General features: G+C 34.2%; 14 protein-coding genes. All 14 read left to right on the top strand.

From position 1 onward, the window contains the following. Positions 1–1,113 (top strand): heparinase II/III-family protein (locus NW213_RS12495; RefSeq protein WP_258322966.1); only part of this gene is annotated, 1,113 nt, incomplete at its 5' end. Between the two features lies 1 nt (position 1,114). Beyond that, positions 1,115–1,735 (top strand): hypothetical protein, encoded by a 621-nt coding sequence (locus tag NW213_RS12490; RefSeq protein WP_204392805.1) that lies wholly within the window; start codon positions 1,115–1,117, stop codon positions 1,733–1,735. A 49-nt stretch (positions 1,736–1,784) separates the two neighbouring features. Then, positions 1,785–2,657: a hypothetical protein gene (locus NW213_RS12485; protein ID WP_375338145.1), complete on the top strand. Its 873-nt coding sequence runs from the start codon at positions 1,785–1,787 to the stop codon at positions 2,655–2,657. A 203-nt stretch (positions 2,658–2,860) separates the two neighbouring features. Continuing rightward, complete coding sequence (locus NW213_RS12480; RefSeq protein WP_204392803.1) at positions 2,861–3,682, top strand: hypothetical protein; 822 nt, start codon at positions 2,861–2,863, stop codon at positions 3,680–3,682. Between the two features lie 26 nt (positions 3,683–3,708). Next, entirely contained in the window at positions 3,709–5,541 is a 1,833-nt protein-coding gene (locus tag NW213_RS12475) for an amylo-alpha-1,6-glucosidase (protein ID WP_258322965.1), read from the top strand. A 114-nt stretch (positions 5,542–5,655) separates the two neighbouring features. Then, positions 5,656–6,984 (top strand): sialate O-acetylesterase, encoded by a 1,329-nt coding sequence (locus NW213_RS12470; protein WP_239469156.1) that lies wholly within the window; start codon positions 5,656–5,658, stop codon positions 6,982–6,984. A gap of 15 nt (positions 6,985–6,999) precedes the next feature. After that, positions 7,000–8,211, top strand: a complete 1,212-nt coding sequence (locus NW213_RS12465; RefSeq protein WP_204392797.1) for a glycoside hydrolase family 88 protein — start codon at positions 7,000–7,002, stop codon at positions 8,209–8,211. Positions 8,212–8,219: 8 nt separating this feature from the next. Next, positions 8,220–9,206, top strand: coding sequence for a hypothetical protein (locus NW213_RS12460; RefSeq protein WP_204392795.1), 987 nt, complete (start codon positions 8,220–8,222; stop codon positions 9,204–9,206). A gap of 187 nt (positions 9,207–9,393) precedes the next feature. After that, complete coding sequence (locus NW213_RS12455) at positions 9,394–11,532, top strand: glycoside hydrolase family 31 protein (RefSeq protein ID WP_258322964.1); 2,139 nt, start codon at positions 9,394–9,396, stop codon at positions 11,530–11,532. A gap of 70 nt (positions 11,533–11,602) precedes the next feature. Then, the gene (locus NW213_RS12450; protein ID WP_204392793.1) at positions 11,603–12,988 is read left to right on the top strand and encodes a sulfatase; all 1,386 of its coding nucleotides are present in this window, start codon (positions 11,603–11,605) and stop codon (positions 12,986–12,988) included. A 107-nt stretch (positions 12,989–13,095) separates the two neighbouring features. Next, the gene (locus NW213_RS12445; protein ID WP_258322963.1) at positions 13,096–14,010 is read left to right on the top strand and encodes a hypothetical protein; all 915 of its coding nucleotides are present in this window, start codon (positions 13,096–13,098) and stop codon (positions 14,008–14,010) included. A 51-nt stretch (positions 14,011–14,061) separates the two neighbouring features. Further along, on the top strand, positions 14,062–15,570 hold the full coding sequence (locus NW213_RS12440) for an arylsulfatase (protein ID WP_309148297.1): 1,509 nt from the start codon (positions 14,062–14,064) through the stop codon (positions 15,568–15,570). 9 nt (positions 15,571–15,579) lie between these two features. Beyond that, complete coding sequence (locus tag NW213_RS12435; RefSeq protein ID WP_204392787.1) at positions 15,580–16,716, top strand: aldose epimerase family protein; 1,137 nt, start codon at positions 15,580–15,582, stop codon at positions 16,714–16,716. 8 nt (positions 16,717–16,724) lie between these two features. After that, positions 16,725–19,187, top strand: a complete 2,463-nt coding sequence (locus tag NW213_RS12430; RefSeq protein WP_258322961.1) for a polysaccharide lyase family 8 super-sandwich domain-containing protein — start codon at positions 16,725–16,727, stop codon at positions 19,185–19,187. Positions 19,188–19,210: the final 23 nt, after the last annotated feature.

Below are 19,210 nucleotides of genomic sequence, written 5' to 3'. Positions count from 1 at the left end.
CAGGAGGGTTCTGCATATTGGGGATATGGTACTGGATATGAGGCTATAATGATTTCTGCATTAGAATCTGCATTAGGTACAGATTATGGTCTGACTAAAGATAAAAACTTTATGAAATCGGCATATTTCTTGTTATATACATTGGCTCCTTCAGGAAAGTGCTATAATTATTCTGATGCTGGCTCTTCTGTAGGAATTAATCAGGCATTGTTCTGGTTTGCTAAAAAAATAGGTGATAGCTCTTTGTTGTGGTTTGAATTACCTAAATTAAATGAAAAAAAGAATCATTTATCAAAAGATAGGCTTTTACCTAATATTTTGATAAATGCGAAAGATATAGCAATTGATGAAATAAAAAAGCCTTCTGGTAATTTTTGGTTTAGCCGTGGAATAAAACCTTTGTATGTCTATAGAAGCGGTTGGGATAATCCGGATGATACTTATTTAGGTATAGTCGGTGGTTCAGCAAAAGCTCCACACGGGCATATGGATGCAGGATCATTCGTTTTTGAAAAGAATGGTGTAAGATGGTCAATGGAACTGGGACTCCAGTCTTATTATTCTTTAGAAAAGGAAGGTGTTGATTTATGGAACTCATCTCAAAATGGCCAAAGATGGGATGTATTCCGTTACGGCAATACAGGACATTCAACTTTAACCATAAACGGGAAACATCATCTGGTTGACGGGAATCCTCCAATTGTGGAGACTTACATGAAAGATAATTTGAAAGGAGCAAAAGTGGACTTGAGTTCAATTTTCTCTCAAAGTGTCAAAAGTTCAATAAGAAAAATAACCCTTGATAAAGATGATGTACTTAATATTGAAGATGTAATTGAAACTAATGACTCTGTAGCTGATGTAATGTGGGTAATGGTTACTCCGGCTGAAGCGACGATATTAAATAAGAATCAAATCTTATTGAAAAAAGATGGTAAAGAGATGATTATGACTGTTCACTCAGAATTACCTGTTGAAATGAATATTTGGGATAATAAGCCTGTTCATTATTATGATCAGGATAATCCAGGTACATTAAGGGTTGGATTCAAATGTAAATTGCCTTCTAACTCTAAAAATATTTTCAATGTTGAACTAAAAGATAAAGAATGATATGAGAATATTTTTTTTATTCATTGTACTTACATTAACAACTTTAATCCATTCAGAAAACATTAGAGTAATAGATGTTGATGTAAATAAATCAACCCCAATATCCAGATATTATAATTTTTGTGTAGGAGCAGGAAGGGCGCATGAAGACTTAAGAGCGGAATGGCAGAAACAATTGGCAGAAATTAAAAAAGAATGCGGATTTAGATATATCCGTTTTCATGGACTTCTGCACGATGATATGGGAGTGTATAAAGAAAAGAATGGGAAACCTGTTTATAATTTTCATTATATAGATGCACTTTATGATTTCCTGTTAAGTATAGACGTCAGACCCTTTGTGGAACTGAGTTTTATGCCGGATGCTTTAAAATCAGGCGAGGAGACTGTTTTTTGGTGGAAAGGTAATAAGACCCCTCCATCTAATAAAGAGAAGTATGCTTCGTTAATATATGAGGTTGTCAAGCATTTTGTTGACAGATATGGAATAGATGAAGTAAAGAAATGGTATTTTGAAATCTGGAATGAGCCTAACCATAAAGGCTTTTTTACAGGAACCCAAGATGATTATTTCGAAATGTATAAAATAGCTGCGACTGCGGTAAAAAAAGGTTTCGGATAAACTAAAAGTTGGAGGACCTGCTACCGCTGGTAATACCTGGGTAGAGGATATGATAAAATTTTGTGATAAAAATACAATACCATTGGACTTTATTTCTACTCATACCTATGGTTTGAAAGGTTTTTTCGATGAGTATGGAGTAAAAAAATTGAGACTCAATTCTGATTATGACTGTATGGTAAAAGATGTATCCAAAGTAAGGAATGCAATGACAGAATTAGGGAAAAAAGATATGGAACTTCATTATACCGAGTTTAGCAGTTCTTTTTCCAGTCATGACCTTATACATGATACCTATCAAAATGCAACATATATTTTGAATACATTGAGAAAGAGTCAAGATTATGTTACTTCAATGTCATATTGGACTTTTACTGATATATTTGAAGAAGCCGGTACTGTAAGAGACGCGTTCCATGGTGGATTTGGTCTGGTAAATTGGCATAGTATAAAGAAACCTACTTTTTATGCATATTCATTTTTAAATAAGTTATACAAATCTGAAATCCAGAATTCAGACAAATCATCTTGGATAACAAAAGATGAAAAAGGAAACTATGCAGCTTTAATTTATGATTTTACAATGCCTGAATTTGAAAAGTTTGATACTAACAGAAGTTATTTTATAAAAGACAGGCCCGATACATCAAAGGGTAAAATTCAATTAAAGCTTGATGGAGTCAGAGATGGTAAATATATACTTTATATTTACAAAGTTGGTTATAGACATTGTGATGCAAATTCGATATATATAGATATGGGAAGACCTTCTCAGTTGAGTTTACAACAAATTGAGGCTTTAAAGGAAGTGTCAAGAATAAAACCTGAAGTATTTAGTATAGAATTGAATAATGGATTGTTTGAACTTGATCTTGATTGGCGTTCCAATATGATGTATTTTATCAAATTGTCTGTAATGTAATTCATTTTGTGTTTTTATAACAATAAAAAAAACTGGATATGAAAAAGTTCGTCTTTTTATTCGTTACATTGATAAATTCGATGTTAGTATTTGCAGATACATATCCAACTCATGTTTTATATAATGGTGATATGAAAATTACGTATCTGTTGCCAGATAATAATAAAGGTTATTACAGATCTTCAAAATTTGATTGGTGAAGCATGTTGGCACAGATTGAGTATAAGGATTGTTCGTTTTTGCAGGATTGGAGAGGATATAGTGGAAGACCGCCGGTTGGAAATCACGATTCCCTGATACCTAATACAGGAACAGGACTTGCTGAAGAATTTAATGATCCACAGGGATATGAGGATAAAACGAATAACGGATATTTTGTAAAGGTAGGTGTTGGACTATTGAAAAAAGATGGTGCTTCCGAATATGACCCTGCAAAATATTATGATATAATAGATGCAGGAGAGAGAACATTACATTTTGATAATAATAGTATTCAAGTAATTCATTCTTTGAAAACAGATATCGGTTATCATTATATCCTGACACGTGAATACAAACTGGAAGGTAATAAATTAATAGTAAATCATAGACTGGAAAATAAAGGGAAGAAAGTTATTAAGACCAGAATGTTTTCTCATAATTTTTTCCAATTTAATTACAGAAAGACTGACTCTGATATGGTTTTACGTTTCTTGAACAGTAAAATTTCGATACCAGAGAATATTGAATGGGTTAATAAGGAAAGAATGATATTCGGACATAACGAATTATATGTAAATCATCCATTAGATGATTTTAAGCGTTGTTGCGGCAATCTTGATTTGGAACCACCCATTGGCAATTTCACTTTATTTAATTCAAGAACGAACATGTCTGTAACAGTGGTATCTTCGGAACCTGTAGTTTCAATAGGACTTTGGTTCTGGCAGAATGCATATTGTCCCGAGCATTGGATTATGGTAGAAGTTTTGCCGGAAAAAGATTTTTCATGGTCTTTTGAATATTCATTTATTCCTATTAAGTGATTGAACATATTTTTTAAAATTAGAATATGAAAAAAGAAGTTGTTTTTGGAACCATATTTTTAATGGTAGCTTTTTGCGGAAGATTATCAAGTAAAAACAGCCATATTAATTCATTTTCATGTGACAATAATTTACAGGTATCGGCTGCTATATCCAAAACATCGGATTTTACTTTTAATCTGTATAAAAATCCTTTTAGCTGTTTTGGTTCACACATGTCTCTCTTATGTAGTTATGATGATGTATTGGGTACAGATTCTCTTATATTGACAGATTTGACAAAAGGCAGAGAGGCGGATAAACTTTTGTTTCAGATAAATCCGGTAAATGTCAATAATAAACATGAAAAAGTACATTATACAGCAACTCCAATCGAATTAAGGGGTAAGACGAAAGACGGAAATATAAGCATCTTTTTTGAATCTCCTCAAGTTCTTCATATATGCTCAGATAATCTAGATTTACAATTTTCAGGTAGATTTGAGGGTAACGCATATTCATTTCCTTTTCAAGAAGATGTATTCCATTTGAATGGACAATATAATAATACATTTATAGTCCGTGATAAAGGAATAGCAATTACAGTAAAATCAGGCATATTGAGCTACAATAATAATTGCTTTTTATTAAAAAAGGACAGTAAAAGGAAGATAGAAGTTGTTGTTGAACAATATTTCGGTGATTGGATTCCTAAACACTATACAACATCCAAAGAGATAATTCTGGATAGATTGAAAAAAGAATATAGTGAATGGGAAAACAAGATAGCATCTGTAAGTCCTGAATATGAAGAAGGACGTAAACTGGCAAGTTATATGAGTTGGTCCTGTATGTATGAACCAAGAGGAAATATCACCAGATATGGTATGTCTATGTCTAAAGGATTTATGCTTTATATATGGAGTTGGGACCATTGCTTTAATGCATTGGGATTAAGTTACAGTCATCCCAAATTATCATGGGATCAATTTATGATTATGTTTGACCATCAGGATAATCGGACCGGGGCTTTACCTGATTATATTGGCGCAAACAATAAATTATGGACAGTTAAGAAACCTCCAATTCATGGATGGACCTTATCATTATTGTTACAACAATATGTTCCTGAAAAAGATAAACTGGAAGAAGTCTATAATAAATTGTCAAACTGGACCAACTACTGGTTGAATTGTCGTGATGATGATGGAAATGGACTTCCACAATATTATCATGGAATGGATTCGGGTTGGGATAACGGTACTTGTTTTGATGTTGGAATGCCTGCTGAAGGTCCTGATCTGGCAGCTTTTTTGGTATTACAAATGGAAGTCCTGTCAGATTTGGCAGAAAAGTTATCTGATAGTTTAGCGGCAAAGAAATGGAATGAATGCAGCAAAACAATGCTTGATAGACTCATAAAAGAATTTTGGAATGGAGAGAAATTTATAACTCGTAGAACAGGTACTCATGAGGTTAATCCAAACAGTCAAAGTCTAATGAGTTATTTACCTATAGTTTTAGGAAAAAGGCTGCCCAAAAATATACGTGAGAAAATGATTTCGGATTTGAAAAAGGAAGGTTTCTTACTTACTCCTTATGGCTTAGCATCTGAAAGTCCCAAAAGTTTACTTTATGAATCTGACGGCTATTGGAGAGGTCCCATATGGGCTCCTACTACACTGATAGTAATAGACGGATTGAAACAATGCGGAGAGGTAGAACTGGCAAAAGAAATAGCAAAACGTTTCTGTGATACATGTATGAAATCAGGGTTTGCTGAAAATTTTGATGCATTAACCGGAGAAGCATTAAGAGATGTCAGTTATACGTGGACGTCCAGTGTTTTCCTGGTTTTAGCTCATGAGTATTTAAAATAAATTTTTATGATATAATTTATGGAAAAGAAAAGATTTTTATTGTTTCTATTATATTCTGTTTTTTGTGTTGCATTAATTGCAAAAGTGAAATTACCATCTATAATTTCAGATAATATGGTGTTACAGCAGCAGACAAGAGTTAAGTTATGGGGTACATCAAGTAAGAAAACGGATATAAAGGTATCTACATCATGGAATGATAAGGTTTACAAAACAAAATCAGATTCTGAAGGAAAATGGGAAATAATAATTGAGACAGCGAAGGCTGGTGGACCTTATAAAATTGTCATAAATGATGGTGATACTGTAGAACTTAATGATATTTTTTTAGGAGAAGTGTGGTTATGCTCCGGACAGTCAAATATGGAAATGCCAATGAAAGGTTTTTTCGGACAGCCTGTTGAGCATTCTTCTGAAGTGATAGCTGATGCTACAGCATCAACTCCTATACGTCTTTTTACTGTTAAGAGAAACCCTTCAAAGGTATCACTTGAAGATTGTCCTGGAGAATGGATGATTAATGTTCCCGAGAATGTAGCAAACTTTAGTGCGACTGCATATTTCTTCGGGCTTCAGTTACAGCGCTCTTTGAATGTGCCTGTAGGATTGGTAAATTCAAGTTGGGGTGGTTCTGCTATACAGTCGTGGATGGATTCCGAAGTTCTTAAACAATATCCGGAAATTTCACAAAATCATTTGACAGATAATTCTGAAGTAAAGAATCCTCATTCTGTAGCCTCTATGCTCTATAACGGAATGATCAATCCAATAAAGATGTATACTTTTAAAGGAGTGATATGGTATCAGGGAGAATCAAACAGATATGATGCTGTTCAATATGAATCCCTTTTTCAGTCATTTGTAAAAGACTGGCGTATTAAGTTGAATAATGATAAATTACCATTCTATTATGTACAAATAGCTCCATATAATTATGGGAATAAGGATGCAATAGTTTCAGCCTTATTGAGAGAAGCTCAGTATAATTGTGAGAAGAAAATTGATAATGTCGGTATGGTAGTTACGATGGATATTGGTAATGAGACATGCATCCATCCTTCTCAAAAGAAAGAGGTTGGAAGCAGATTGGCATATATGGCATTGTCGAGGACATATAATATAAAAGGTATATATGCCGAGTCTCCAAGATATAAGTCGCATGAGGTAAAAGGAAATAGGATTGTTATTTCATTTGAAAGAGCCCCTTTGGGTATAACATCAAACTATAAACCTTTGCAAAGTTTTGAGATAGCTGGTGAGGATGGAATATTTTATCCGGCTGAGGCTCGTATTGTCAATAGAAAATCTGTAGAGGTTTGGAATGATGGTGTGAAGAATCCTGTTTCTGTTCGATATGCTTATAAAAATTATGTTGAAGGTACTCTGTTCGGTGTAAATGGTATGCCTGTATCTTCATTTGTAACTGAAAACAACAACAATTAAATAATTATTTATATTATGAATAATAAAATTATATGTTTAGGAGCTTATGTCTGTTGTATATTAGGGGGATTAACATCGTGTACTCAAAAAGAAACAGGCCATAATGATTTTTTTGAAAAGAATGTAACTTTTGTAGCTGAGCAACAAAAATTACAGGTTGAAGAAATAAATAAGACCGGGAAAATATTATACCCAAGAACAATAAAGGATGGAGGTATTTATTATACTCCTATAAGAGATTGGTGTGTAGGATTTTTTCCCGCAAATTTATGGATGACCTATAAATTGACAGGTGATGAAAAATGGAAGGTGCAAGCAGAAAAGTTTACCGAGAGTCTTGATACTTTACAATATTTGACAACGACACATGATTTAGGCTTTATGGTTGGATGCCCATATCTGGCTGGAATACGTTTTGCAGATAAAGAAGATTATAAACCTGTTATAGTTCAGGCGGCAAAATCATTGTCAACCAGGTTCAGACCTAATGCAGGTGTGATACAGTCCTGGAATGTAAATGGAGGATGGCAAAAGGAACGTGGATGGGAATGTCCTGTTATAATTGACAATATGATGAATCTGGAATTACTCTTTGAAGCCTCATTGATTTCGGGTGATTCTGTATATTATGACATAGCAGTAAAGCATGCTGATACGACTTTGAAGAATCATTTTAGGGAAGATAATAGTTCATATCATGTGGTTGACTACGATCCTGAAACAGGTGAGGTTCGCAGTAGACAAACTGCGCAAGGATATGCTGATGAATCAGCTTGGTCTCGTGGACAGGCGTGGGGACTTTATGGATATACAGTTTGTTATCGTTATACAAGAGACAGGAAGTATATTGATCAAGCTGTGAAAATAGCGGATTTTATATTCAATAATAAAAACCTTCCCAAAGATATGGTTCCTTATTGGGACTATAATGCTCCTGATATACCTGATGCGCCTCGTGATGCATCAGCTGCAGCAATAACTGCATCTGCTCTTTACGAACTTTCTGGATATACAGGTAATAATGATTATATTGTTAAGGCTGATTATATTTTAAAGTCTTTGTCTAATGCTGACTATCAGGCCAAATTAGGGGAAAATGGCAATTTCATATTAATGCACTCTGTAGGAAGCCTTCCTCATGGTAATGAAATAGACGTACCTTTGAATTATGCTGATTATTATTATCTTGAGGCGTTATTGAGGATGAAAGAATTAAACAAAAAATAAGAAATAGTATGAGAAAGTTTTTATTTATATTGTTGGTAATTATTTTGTTGCCGAATCTTTCTAACGCAATAGAATATACATCTGTTACCTTAAAAAAATCAGATATGGAGATATTATTATTTCCTCCTGATAAAGATAACGGTTATTACCGTGCTTCAAGATTTGATTGGGGAAGTATATTGGGACAAATAAAATATAAGGGGAAAACGTTTTTGCAAGAATGGAAAGGATATTCAGGTAGGCCTCCAAAAGGAGATCATGATCCTCTGGTACCTAATACAGGTACAGGCTTGTCGGAAGAATTTACTGTACCGCAAGGGTATGATGAAGCTAAACCTGGTGACAGCTTTGTTAAAATAGGAGTTGGGGTATTGCTTAAGGATGATGACTCAAAATATTCTTTTGCCAAACCATACAAGATTCTCGATAATGGTGACTGGAAAGTAGATAAGAAAAAGAACAGAATTGTGCTCAGACATCGTTTGCAGTCTGAAATAGGTTACGGATATATACTTAAAAGAGAGTATATTATTAATGGTAATAATCTAATAGTAAGACATGAATTGAAGAATATAGGAGAAAAGAAGATTGTTACAGAAACTTATTCTCATAACTTCATGCAGTTGGACTATAGTAATATAGGACCAGATTACTCTTTGACATTCTTAAAGAATGATATTGATATATCAAAACATAAATGGACTACTGTAAAACGGATTTCCTTAAATAAGAATGTAATTAATGTAAAATCTGAGATAAATGATTTCATTCCTTGTTTTGGTGATTTGGATGTACTATCAGGGTATGGAGATTTTAGATTACATAGCAAAAAGACCGGGATATCTGTAGAAATGTCCTTGGACAAGAAAGTTTCATCATTCTGTGTTTGGTTTTGGCAACGTGCTTTTTGTGCAGAACCGAGGGTAATGATTGATATAGAGCCTGGTAAAAAGGCTTCTTGGGAATATGTTTACACTTTTAATGTTGATTTATAATAGGAATATAACATGAAAAACTTTAAATTATTATTATTTGTTTGTGCGCTTTTACCCAATATTGCATGGGCTGGCAGTAATATTGAGAAAACAAATAACGGTATTTCTTTCGTAACACAAGGTATGGACTTTAAAATTGAGTTTTATACTGATGATATTGTGAGGGTGCATAAAACTCCGACAAGGTATGCCGTGTGGAAAAGAAAGTCTGGTAGTAGATTTACAAAAATCCAATGTCGGATTAAATGTTGAGAATATGGACGGTATGGTAGAAATATCTTCTCCAGCCTTGATAGTTAAAGTAAATACAAAAACAGGTGGAATACGTTTCCTGGATAAAAATGGTAGGAACCTGATTTTGGACAAGGATTATGGAACCAGTTTTTCTAATAATCTTTCTCCTGATACGGAAGATGCATACGTAGTTCGCAATGAGTTCCTGTTGGATAAGGATGAACCTATATATGGATTAGGGCAGATATTAGACAATAGGTTAAACCGCCGTAATTCGAACCATCACCTTCAGAATGAGAATATGAATACAATATCACCTTTTTTTATGTCTATAAAAGGATATGGTGTATATTTTGACAACTATTCAATTTCTGATTTTGAAGACAATCCGCAAGGCCTTTCTTTAGAAAGTTTCGGAACATGTTCGGACTATTACTTTATGTATGGCAAAACTGCTGACGGTGTAGTAGCTCAGATGAGAACACTTACAGGTAAGGCTCCTATGTTACCGTTATGGGCATACGGTTTCTTCCAAAGTAAAGAGAGATATAAAACACAGGATGAGAGCCTGGAAGTCCTAAAAAAATACAGGGATCTTAATATTCCAATTGATTGCATAATACAGGACTGGAGATATTGGCCGGAATATGAAAATGATAGTATATGGAATTCATTCAGTTTTGATAAAAAACGTTTTCCTAACCCAAAGAAATGGATAGATGAGATACATAAACTGAATGCAAAGCTTATGATTGTCGCATGGCCTTGTTTTGCTCCTTATAGTCCACAGCGTAAAACTTTTGAGGAAAATGGAATGTTGTTGGACTTTATATCTTACCCGCCAAAATCAGGAGTAAAACCGTATGATGTGTTTAATCCTAAAGCCCGCGAAATATATTGGGATCTTCTGAACAAAGGTATTTATAGCTATATCAACAATGATGGATGGTGGTTGGATTCGACAGAGCCGGATCACATGTTCCCAAAACCGGAAGATTATGAGCTGAAAACTTATATGGGAACATATAAAACAGTTAAGAATGCATATTCTTTATTGCATAATAAGGGAATATCTACCAGAACAAAAGCAGCCAATAAAGATAAACGAGTTGTTATATTGACCCGTTCTGGTTTCGTCGGACAGCAGGAATACGGATCAATAACATGGAGTGGAGATGTGCGTTCAACTTGGGAGAATCTTGAAAAGCAAATACCGGCTGCTCTTAGCTTCTCGTTAATGGGATTGCCTTACTGGAACTCGGATATTGGTGGATTTCAGGCTTACGGATGGCATAAACAGGGAGGAACCAAATGTCCGGAATATCAGGAACTATATTTGAGATGGATGCAGTTCGGTCTTTTCTCAACAATGATGAGAAGTCACGGAACAGGATTACCAAGAGAAATATGGCGTTTTGGTGAAAAAGGAGATTGGTGTTTTGATGCACAGGAGAAGTGTATAAATTTAAGATATGCTTTATTGCCTTACATTTATAGCACTTCATGGAACGTCTCAAAATATGACGGAACATTTATGCGTGCATTGTTCATGGATTTCCCTGAAGACAAGAATACGCATAATCTCGGAAGCCAGTTTTTGTTCGGAAAATCAATAATGGTAGTTCCTGTAACAAAATATAATGTTGACAGTTGGAAAATTTATTTACCACAGGGTGTTCAATGGTATGATTATTGGACTAATGAAGTAAAAGAAGGAGGAGAATATATAACCCGTAATGTAGATAAGGCTACAATTCCTCTTTATATAAAAGCTGGTAGTATAATTCCTTTTGGTCCTAAAGTCCAGTATTCTACACAAAAGAAATGGGATAATCTGACTGTAAAGGTATATCCTGGAAAAGACGGTGATTTTATTTTGTATGAGGACGAGTTTGACAATTACAATTATGAGAACGGATATTATACAGAAATAAAGTTTTCTTGGAATGATGATGAAAAAACTTTAGTTATCGGAGATAGAAGCGGAAAATACAAAGGAATGATTTCAAAAAGAAAATTTACAGTAGAATTGCCAACAGGTGAAAAGAAGGTTGTTTCTTATTCCGGTAAGAAAAAAGAAGTAAAGTTTTAAATAACTAAATAATATAATATCAGGTGTATATTTTATATACCTGATATTATGACTATTAAAATATGATATTATGAGAAAAAGTATTTTATTATTGGCTTCGGCATGTTCCAGTGTAGTATTAGCTCAGAAACCAACAAATGTTATAATAGTGTTAACGGATGATCAAGGATATCAAGATTTAGGATGTTTTGGCTCTCCATTAATAAATACTCCCAATATTGACAGGATGAGTTCAGAAGGGATGAGGTTGACGGATTTCTATTCTGCTGCATCTATTTCAAGTCCATCCCGAGCCGGTTTGCTGACAGGACAGTTCAATACAAGGAATGGGGTGAGGAATGTCTTTTTCCCGGATGAGAAAGGGATGCCATCAGCCAAGATAACAATAGCCGAGGCTTTGAAGAAACGTGGATATGTAACAGGCTGTTTTGGCAAATGGCATTTGGGAGATATTAAAGGCCATATGCCAACAGATCAGGGATTTGACGAGTATTATGGTATTCCTTATAGCAATGATATGTACATAGGATATACTCATGAGTTCTCTCCGAATGTTCTCTTTAGAGATAATTATAATATGGAGAAGGCCATTGGCGACCAGAAATTTGTGAAAGAAACTAAGAACAGAGACAAAATAAAAAGTAGGTTAATGGGGCTTTGTCCTTTATTTCAGGGAGATAAAATAATAGAATATCCTTGTGAACTATCAACTACAACTAACAGATATTTTGAACATGCTATAGATTTTATAGATAAAAATAAGAACAAACCTTTCTTTGTTTATATAACACCAAACATGCCTCATGTTCCATTGTATGTTTCTGATAAATTTAAAGGGAAAAGTAAAAGAGGAATATATGGTGATGCTGTAGAGGAAATAGATTGGAATATGGGACGTTTATTGGACTATCTTGATAAAAGCGGATTGGCAGAAAATACATTAGTAGTGTTTACTTCAGACAATGGACCATGGTTAAGATATGGTGATGAAGGAGGAAGCGCAGATCCGTTGAGAGACGGTAAGTTCTCTTATTACGAAGGTGGTGTCAGAGTTCCTTGTATTATGCAATGGAAAGGCCATATTCCAGCTGGAACTGTAAGCGATGCAATAATTTCAAGTGTTGATCTATTTCCTACTATAATGGAAATTTCAGGTGGTGATGCTAAAGACTATGATCTTGACGGTAAGGATATTTCAGAGTTCCTGTATAATCCTAATACCAAATTACTTGATGAATATGTGTATGTAAAGTATGGACGTATAGCCGGAGTAAGAAAAGGAGATTGGGTCTATTTGCCTGATACCGGAAAGAAGAAAAAAGAAGAAAAAGATTCTCCTGAACTTTTTAACATAAAGAAAGATATAAGTCAGAAAGATAATATATATACTAAATATTCTGATAAAATTATAGAGTTGGATAATATAATGAAATCTTATATAAATAAGACTAAGTAACATTGTGGTTATATTATAATTTTGATGTTTAAATGAAGAATAGATATACACTTTGTTATATTTTTCTGATGCTTTCATTAGTTATGAAAGCATCAGAATATCCCTCAATGAGTATAAAAAAAGGTGATATGGAGATAATGCTGTTTTTACCTGACAGTGTTAACAGCTATTATAAGGCTTCACGATTTGATTGGGGAAGTATTCTGGGACAAGTGACATATAAAGGTTGTACTTTCCTGCAGCAATGGAAAGATTATTGTGGACGAGGACCTACTGGCAAACATGATCCGTTAGTGCCAAATTGGGGAACAGGACTTGCTGAGCATTTTGCCGAGGCTTTTGGATATTCAGAAGCTAAGGTAGGGGAAAAATTTGTGAAAATAGGTGTGGGAGAATTGTTGAAAGAAAATAATGAGCCATACGATTTTGCAAAGCCATATAAAGTTGTTAATACTGGAGTGCGTACTATTAAGTCAGATGATAAAGGTATAAGTATAATTCATAGACTTGAGTCAGAAACAGGTTATAGCTACATACTTGAAAAAGTTTACTTGATAGATGATAATAAACTAATTGTCAAGCATAAACTCTCAAATATTGGTAAGAAGAAGATTTTTACAGAAACGTATTCTCATAATTTCATACAGTTTAATTATAAGAACTATGATAAGAATTTTGCCATGATATTTATAAATTCAGATATAGATGTGGCAAATGAGAAATGGATAAATAAGAAACGAATGTCTTTTGGAAAGGATAGAATAGACATAGTGCAGGATATAAAAGACTTCAGTCCGGCATTTGGGGCTATAAATGTATTGTCAAATGACAATTCATTTAAGATAGTAAATGAAAGAACGGGAATGTCTGTCGAAGTTGGTTTTGATGTTCCTGTGAACTCGTTTTTCCTTTGGTCATGGCAAAAAGCCTTCTGTCCGGAACCCAAAATCCTTATAAACATTATGCCTAATGAAAGTTTTGAATGGAATTATACATATGAATTTAATGTGAAGTGGATTTAAAGTATGGCTATGAATAACATAAAAATAAAAGGTGGAATAATTTCGACGGCAATGATTTCATTATCATTGCCATCCGTTTTTGGACAAAACAATAGTATTGCCCGTCCTAATGTTATTGTAATACTGGCTGATGATATGGGCTACGGAGACGTAAGCGCATACGGAAGCAAAACAATTTCTACACCGAATATTGATTATCTGGCAAAACAAGGAGTATGTTTTACTGACGGTCATTCAACATCTGCTACATCTACCCCTAGTAGGTATGGGTTGTTTACAGGATGTTATCCATGGAAGAATAAGGATGCAAAAATACTTCCAGGTGATGCTCCATTACTGATAAAAGAATCACAGTTTACAATGCCTAAAATGTTTCAAAATGCCGGATATACAACTGCGGCAATAGGTAAGTGGCATTTGGGTATGGGAAATGGTAATGCTGATTGGAATAAAAAGGTGACTCCCGGTGCAAATGAGATAGGCTTTGATTATTCATGCCTGATTGCTGCAACAAACGACAGGGTACCGACTGTATATGTAGAAAATGGATATGTCGTTGGACTTGATTCGAATGATCCTATAAGAGTAAACTACGAAAAGAACTATGAAGGTGAACCTACTGCACTTTCCAATCCTGAGATGTTGAAGATGCATTGGTCGCATGGACATAATAATTCAATAGTAAATGGAATTCCACGTATAGGATTTATGAAAGGTGGCAATTCTGCAAAGTGGGTTGACGAGAATATGGCTGATTATTTTATTGGTAAAGTTAAGGACTTTATTGAAAACAACCATGAAAAACCGTTTTTCTTATATTATGGCTTGCATCAGCCTCATGTACCAAGAGCGCCGCATCATAGGTTTGTAGGAAAATCAGGTATGGGACCAAGAGGTGATGCATTGCTGGAGGCTGACTGGTGTGTAGGTGAGCTGATAAGTATCCTTAAGAAAAAAGGATTGCTTGAAAATACACTGATTGTTTTCTCAAGTGATAATGGTCCTGTGTTGAATGACGGATATAAGGATGGTGCAGTTGAGATGTTGGGAGGCCATAAACCAGCTGCTGATATGAGGGGAGGAAAATATAGCTTGTTTGAGGCTGGAACAAGAGTTCCTTTCTTTGTATTCTGGAAGAATCATATAAGTCCAGTTGTCTCGGATGCTTTGGTATCGCAATTGGATTTGTTGGCTTCTTTTGCAGATTTGATTGATGCAGATATTCCAGAAGATTTGGATTCAGAGAATTTACTGGGTGTTTTTATGGGAAACTCTGTTGTAGGTAGAAAAAGTTTCATAACTGAGGCAATGGGAAGACTTGCATATAGGAAAGGAGACTATATGTTGATTCCGCCATATAAAGGAGAAAAAAGAAACCTTACTGGTAATGAACTAGGAATTGTCGATGATTTTTCACTGTTTAACTTGAAGACGGATATCGGGCAAACCAATGATTTATCGGAACAAGAAGTTAAATTGACAAAAAACATGAAATCAGAGTTTCTGTCAAGAACAAAAGGTTATTATAATCCTGAAAATAAAGGAGAAACTTTAAAATGATTATGCTATATGAAAAGTTTAATAATGCATATTGTGATAATATCACTGCTCTTTGTAGCTTGTAATACTGACAATGGAGATCGTTTCACCCCATTGGTAAAAGAAAACTTTCAAATTTGTATTGACGGCATTGATGTTGGTTTGTATAAGCTGCGTAATAGAAATGGTATGGAGGTTTTTATTACCAATTATGGAGCCAGGATCGTTTCAATTTTGTTTCCTGGCAAAAGTGGTGATAAAAAGGATCTGGTACTGGGCTTTGATAATATAAATGATTATATAACTGTACCTAATAATTTTGGAGCTACAATAGGGAGATATGCAAACAGAATAGATAATGGACATTTTGTAATTGATAAAGATACTGTCGTATTGCCGCAAAATGATTATCCTCATTGTTTGCATGGAGGAGAGAAAGGATGGCACTGCAAAGCATTTAATGTTGATAAATTTGATGATAATTCAATTGTTATGAGCGTATTTTCACCGGATGGTGACCAAGGATTTCCTGGAAATGTTAATGCCCAGATAGAATACAGATTGAATGATGATAATGAATTACATATTTTTTATAGTGCTGTAACAGATAAAGCAACTGTCGTAAATATGACAAATCACTCTTATTTCAACTTAAGTGGTAATCATGATAAGAGTGTTATGGATCATAAATTGTATGTGAACTCGACATATTATACTCCAATAGATTCAACTTTAATGACTACTGGGGAATTTACTCCTGTAGATGATTCTCCATTTGATTTTTCATCTTTAAGGGTTATCTCATCAAATATAGACATTAATAACGGGCAAATTAAAAATGGAAATGGTTTTGACCATAACTGGGTTTTAAAAACAGATGGAGATATAAATAAATTGGCAGCCAAGTTAAGCTGTCCTGAAACAGGAATAGAGATGGAAGTTTTTACCACAGAACCTGGAATACAAATATATACAGGAAACTTTTTGAACGGAACGGTAAAAGGGAAATATGGTATTTGGTATCCACAGCATTCCGCTATTTGTTTGGAGACACAGCATTATCCTGACAGTCCCAATAAAAAAGAATGGCCAAGTACAATGCTTGATGTGAATAAAAAATACGAAAGCCATACAATTTATAAATTTTATAATAGACCAATAAAATGATATTCAACATGAGATATTATGCTATATATATGTTATTAAGTCTTTCCTTATTTGCAAATGCACAAAACATAGAGAGAAGATTGGCTTTTGATAATTATCATAAGTATGATAATAGGGAAATTCAGTCATGTGATTCGTCGGAAATAAGAGCCTTAGATAGATTACGTACGTATTACCATGAAAATCCATATAGGATAAAAGTAAATAAGGATACTAAATTGATAAATTCTTATTTAAGTTCATTGACTTCTGAAGGACGTTTTTCTGATATGATGACAATGGAAGAGAAAATAAAGGATATGTATCATGCAGGAAGTAGATTGACAACCAATGATACAGTCGGGCTATTTATAAGGGAAGCCTTTGAAAGAATTTTTCAAATAACAGCTTCTTCTAGTTTTCAAGGTGCAGAGAAGGATAAAGTATTTCCTAAAATACAGAAAGCTATAATTCATTATGGCGAAATTGAAATACAGCGTCCTAATGTATCAACCCGTTTTCATGCATCATGTTTTGCTATTCCTACAGCAGCTGTAAATATATATTTTACGTTGCTTGATGAAATGGATAGAGCAGAGAAAGGAAAAGCAGATAAATTGTTAATGGATGCATGTACAATGTTGAAAGTTGTTGCATTGCAAGCTTGGACACAGCCGTTGAGGAATGATGAGACAGATATTAATGTTGTTTCTGTTGAGCGTTTTAGAAATCATGTATGGTGGGTAGGTGCAAATGGTATAGCTTATAGGTCTTTACTGCCTGTAGCTGTAATGTTGAAGTCTGTTTCTATGATAGAGATTGTATCTGAGGTTTGTATGAGAAGTATTAGTTCTACTTCCCAGAGTACAAATAAAGACTCTTTTTGGACGGAAGGGCTCACTTCTGATGGTGCCGGATGGGGACATGGAAAGCAGTGCTGTCTTTTTGATTATCCGATGGGTGGAATAGATTTCGCTTTGCAGACATTGCAGACATTACAGGATACACCATGGCATAAAAGTTTGACGAGAGAAAATACAGAAGCGCTTATGAATTATTTCAGAGGTGGTAGCTGGTATTATTATAACGGTTTTGTAATACCAGGATTGAATCGTTATACTTATGAATACAGACCTGAGAAAAAGAGAATCCCATATTCGAATATCTTAAATAAAATAGTAAAAAACTGGATGTCTTCATTTACAAAAGAGCAGCAGGAAGAACTGTTAAAACTTAAATATGAAGTAGATAATTCCAAAATCATAATGGAAGATTATGAATTCGGGTTGTATAACGGAATACGCTGGTTTTACAATAATGATGATTTGATAAAGAAAACATCGGATTGTCATATATCAGTCAATATGGCATCCGTAAGAACAGATGGAGTGGAAAGTGCTTTGTTTGCCGATAATTATAACTTTCATACAGCTGACGGTGTTACGTTATTTCAAAGAAAAGGAGATGAGTATCAACGTATTCTTGGAGGGCTTGATGTAACTGCATTGCCTGGTACTACTGTACGTGAAGGAATGGATAAACTTATTCCTGTAACTAATTGGAGGGGATATTGCAGCAAGCATAATTTTGCAGGTGCTGCAACTGATTCTAAACAGAATGCGGTAACAGGTTTTATTTTTGAAAAGATGAATGGATCGGATAAAGAAGGGGTCAATGATAAAGGAGATTATCATATTAAGAATGATATATTGTATGGATTCAAGGCATATAAAGGATACTTTATTTTGGGAGATTATTTTATAGCACTTGGTGCTGGAATTACAAATAATAATTATGGAAGACATGAAACTATTCGTACAACAATAGATCAAACTTCATTAAAAAATAGAGTATCCATTATACAAAATGAAGATGAACGATTTGTTAATGATAGTATAATACATTTAGACAATAAAGGTAAGGACTTTGTTTGGATAAAACAACAGGGACAGTTTGCATATTGTGCAATTCCTGAATATACCAGGAATATCAGTTTGGCCCTTGAGAATAAGAAAAACTATTGGTGTAAATTAAATCCTGGTAATATTAAGAAAAAGAATCTTCCAGAAGAGAGTCAAATTTTGCGTATTTGGACAGAGCATGGTGTGAACCCTAAAAACGAAAAATATGGATATGTGGTGTATTCAGGAAATGGTATGCCGAATACTAAGTTTCCTTTTGAAATCTTAAGGAATGACACTCTTGTCCAGGCTGTCATTAATGAAGACAAGAATATTATCCAGGCAATATTTTATCCAAATAATAACGGATTGTTTTGGGATAACTGTTCAATGAAGGTCTCTTCTCCTTGCGTAGTTATGCTGAATAAGGAAGGTGACAGTATGCAGATATATGCATCTGATGCTACTATGGATCCTTCAATTAAACAAATCACAATAGAACTTAATGGAGAGAATTTTATTATTGATTTACCGCAAAATGATCGTTTAGGAAATATTGGTCATAAAAAAGTACTGTTGTTTAAGAAATAATTCTAAGTGCAAATAAAAATAAC

Origin of the sequence: Bacteroides sp. ET336 (genome assembly GCF_024733815.1) — a bacterium.
GTDB lineage: Bacteria > Bacteroidota > Bacteroidia > Bacteroidales > Bacteroidaceae > Phocaeicola > Phocaeicola cellulolyticus.
This window is presented reverse-complemented; position numbering and strand designations above follow the sequence as displayed.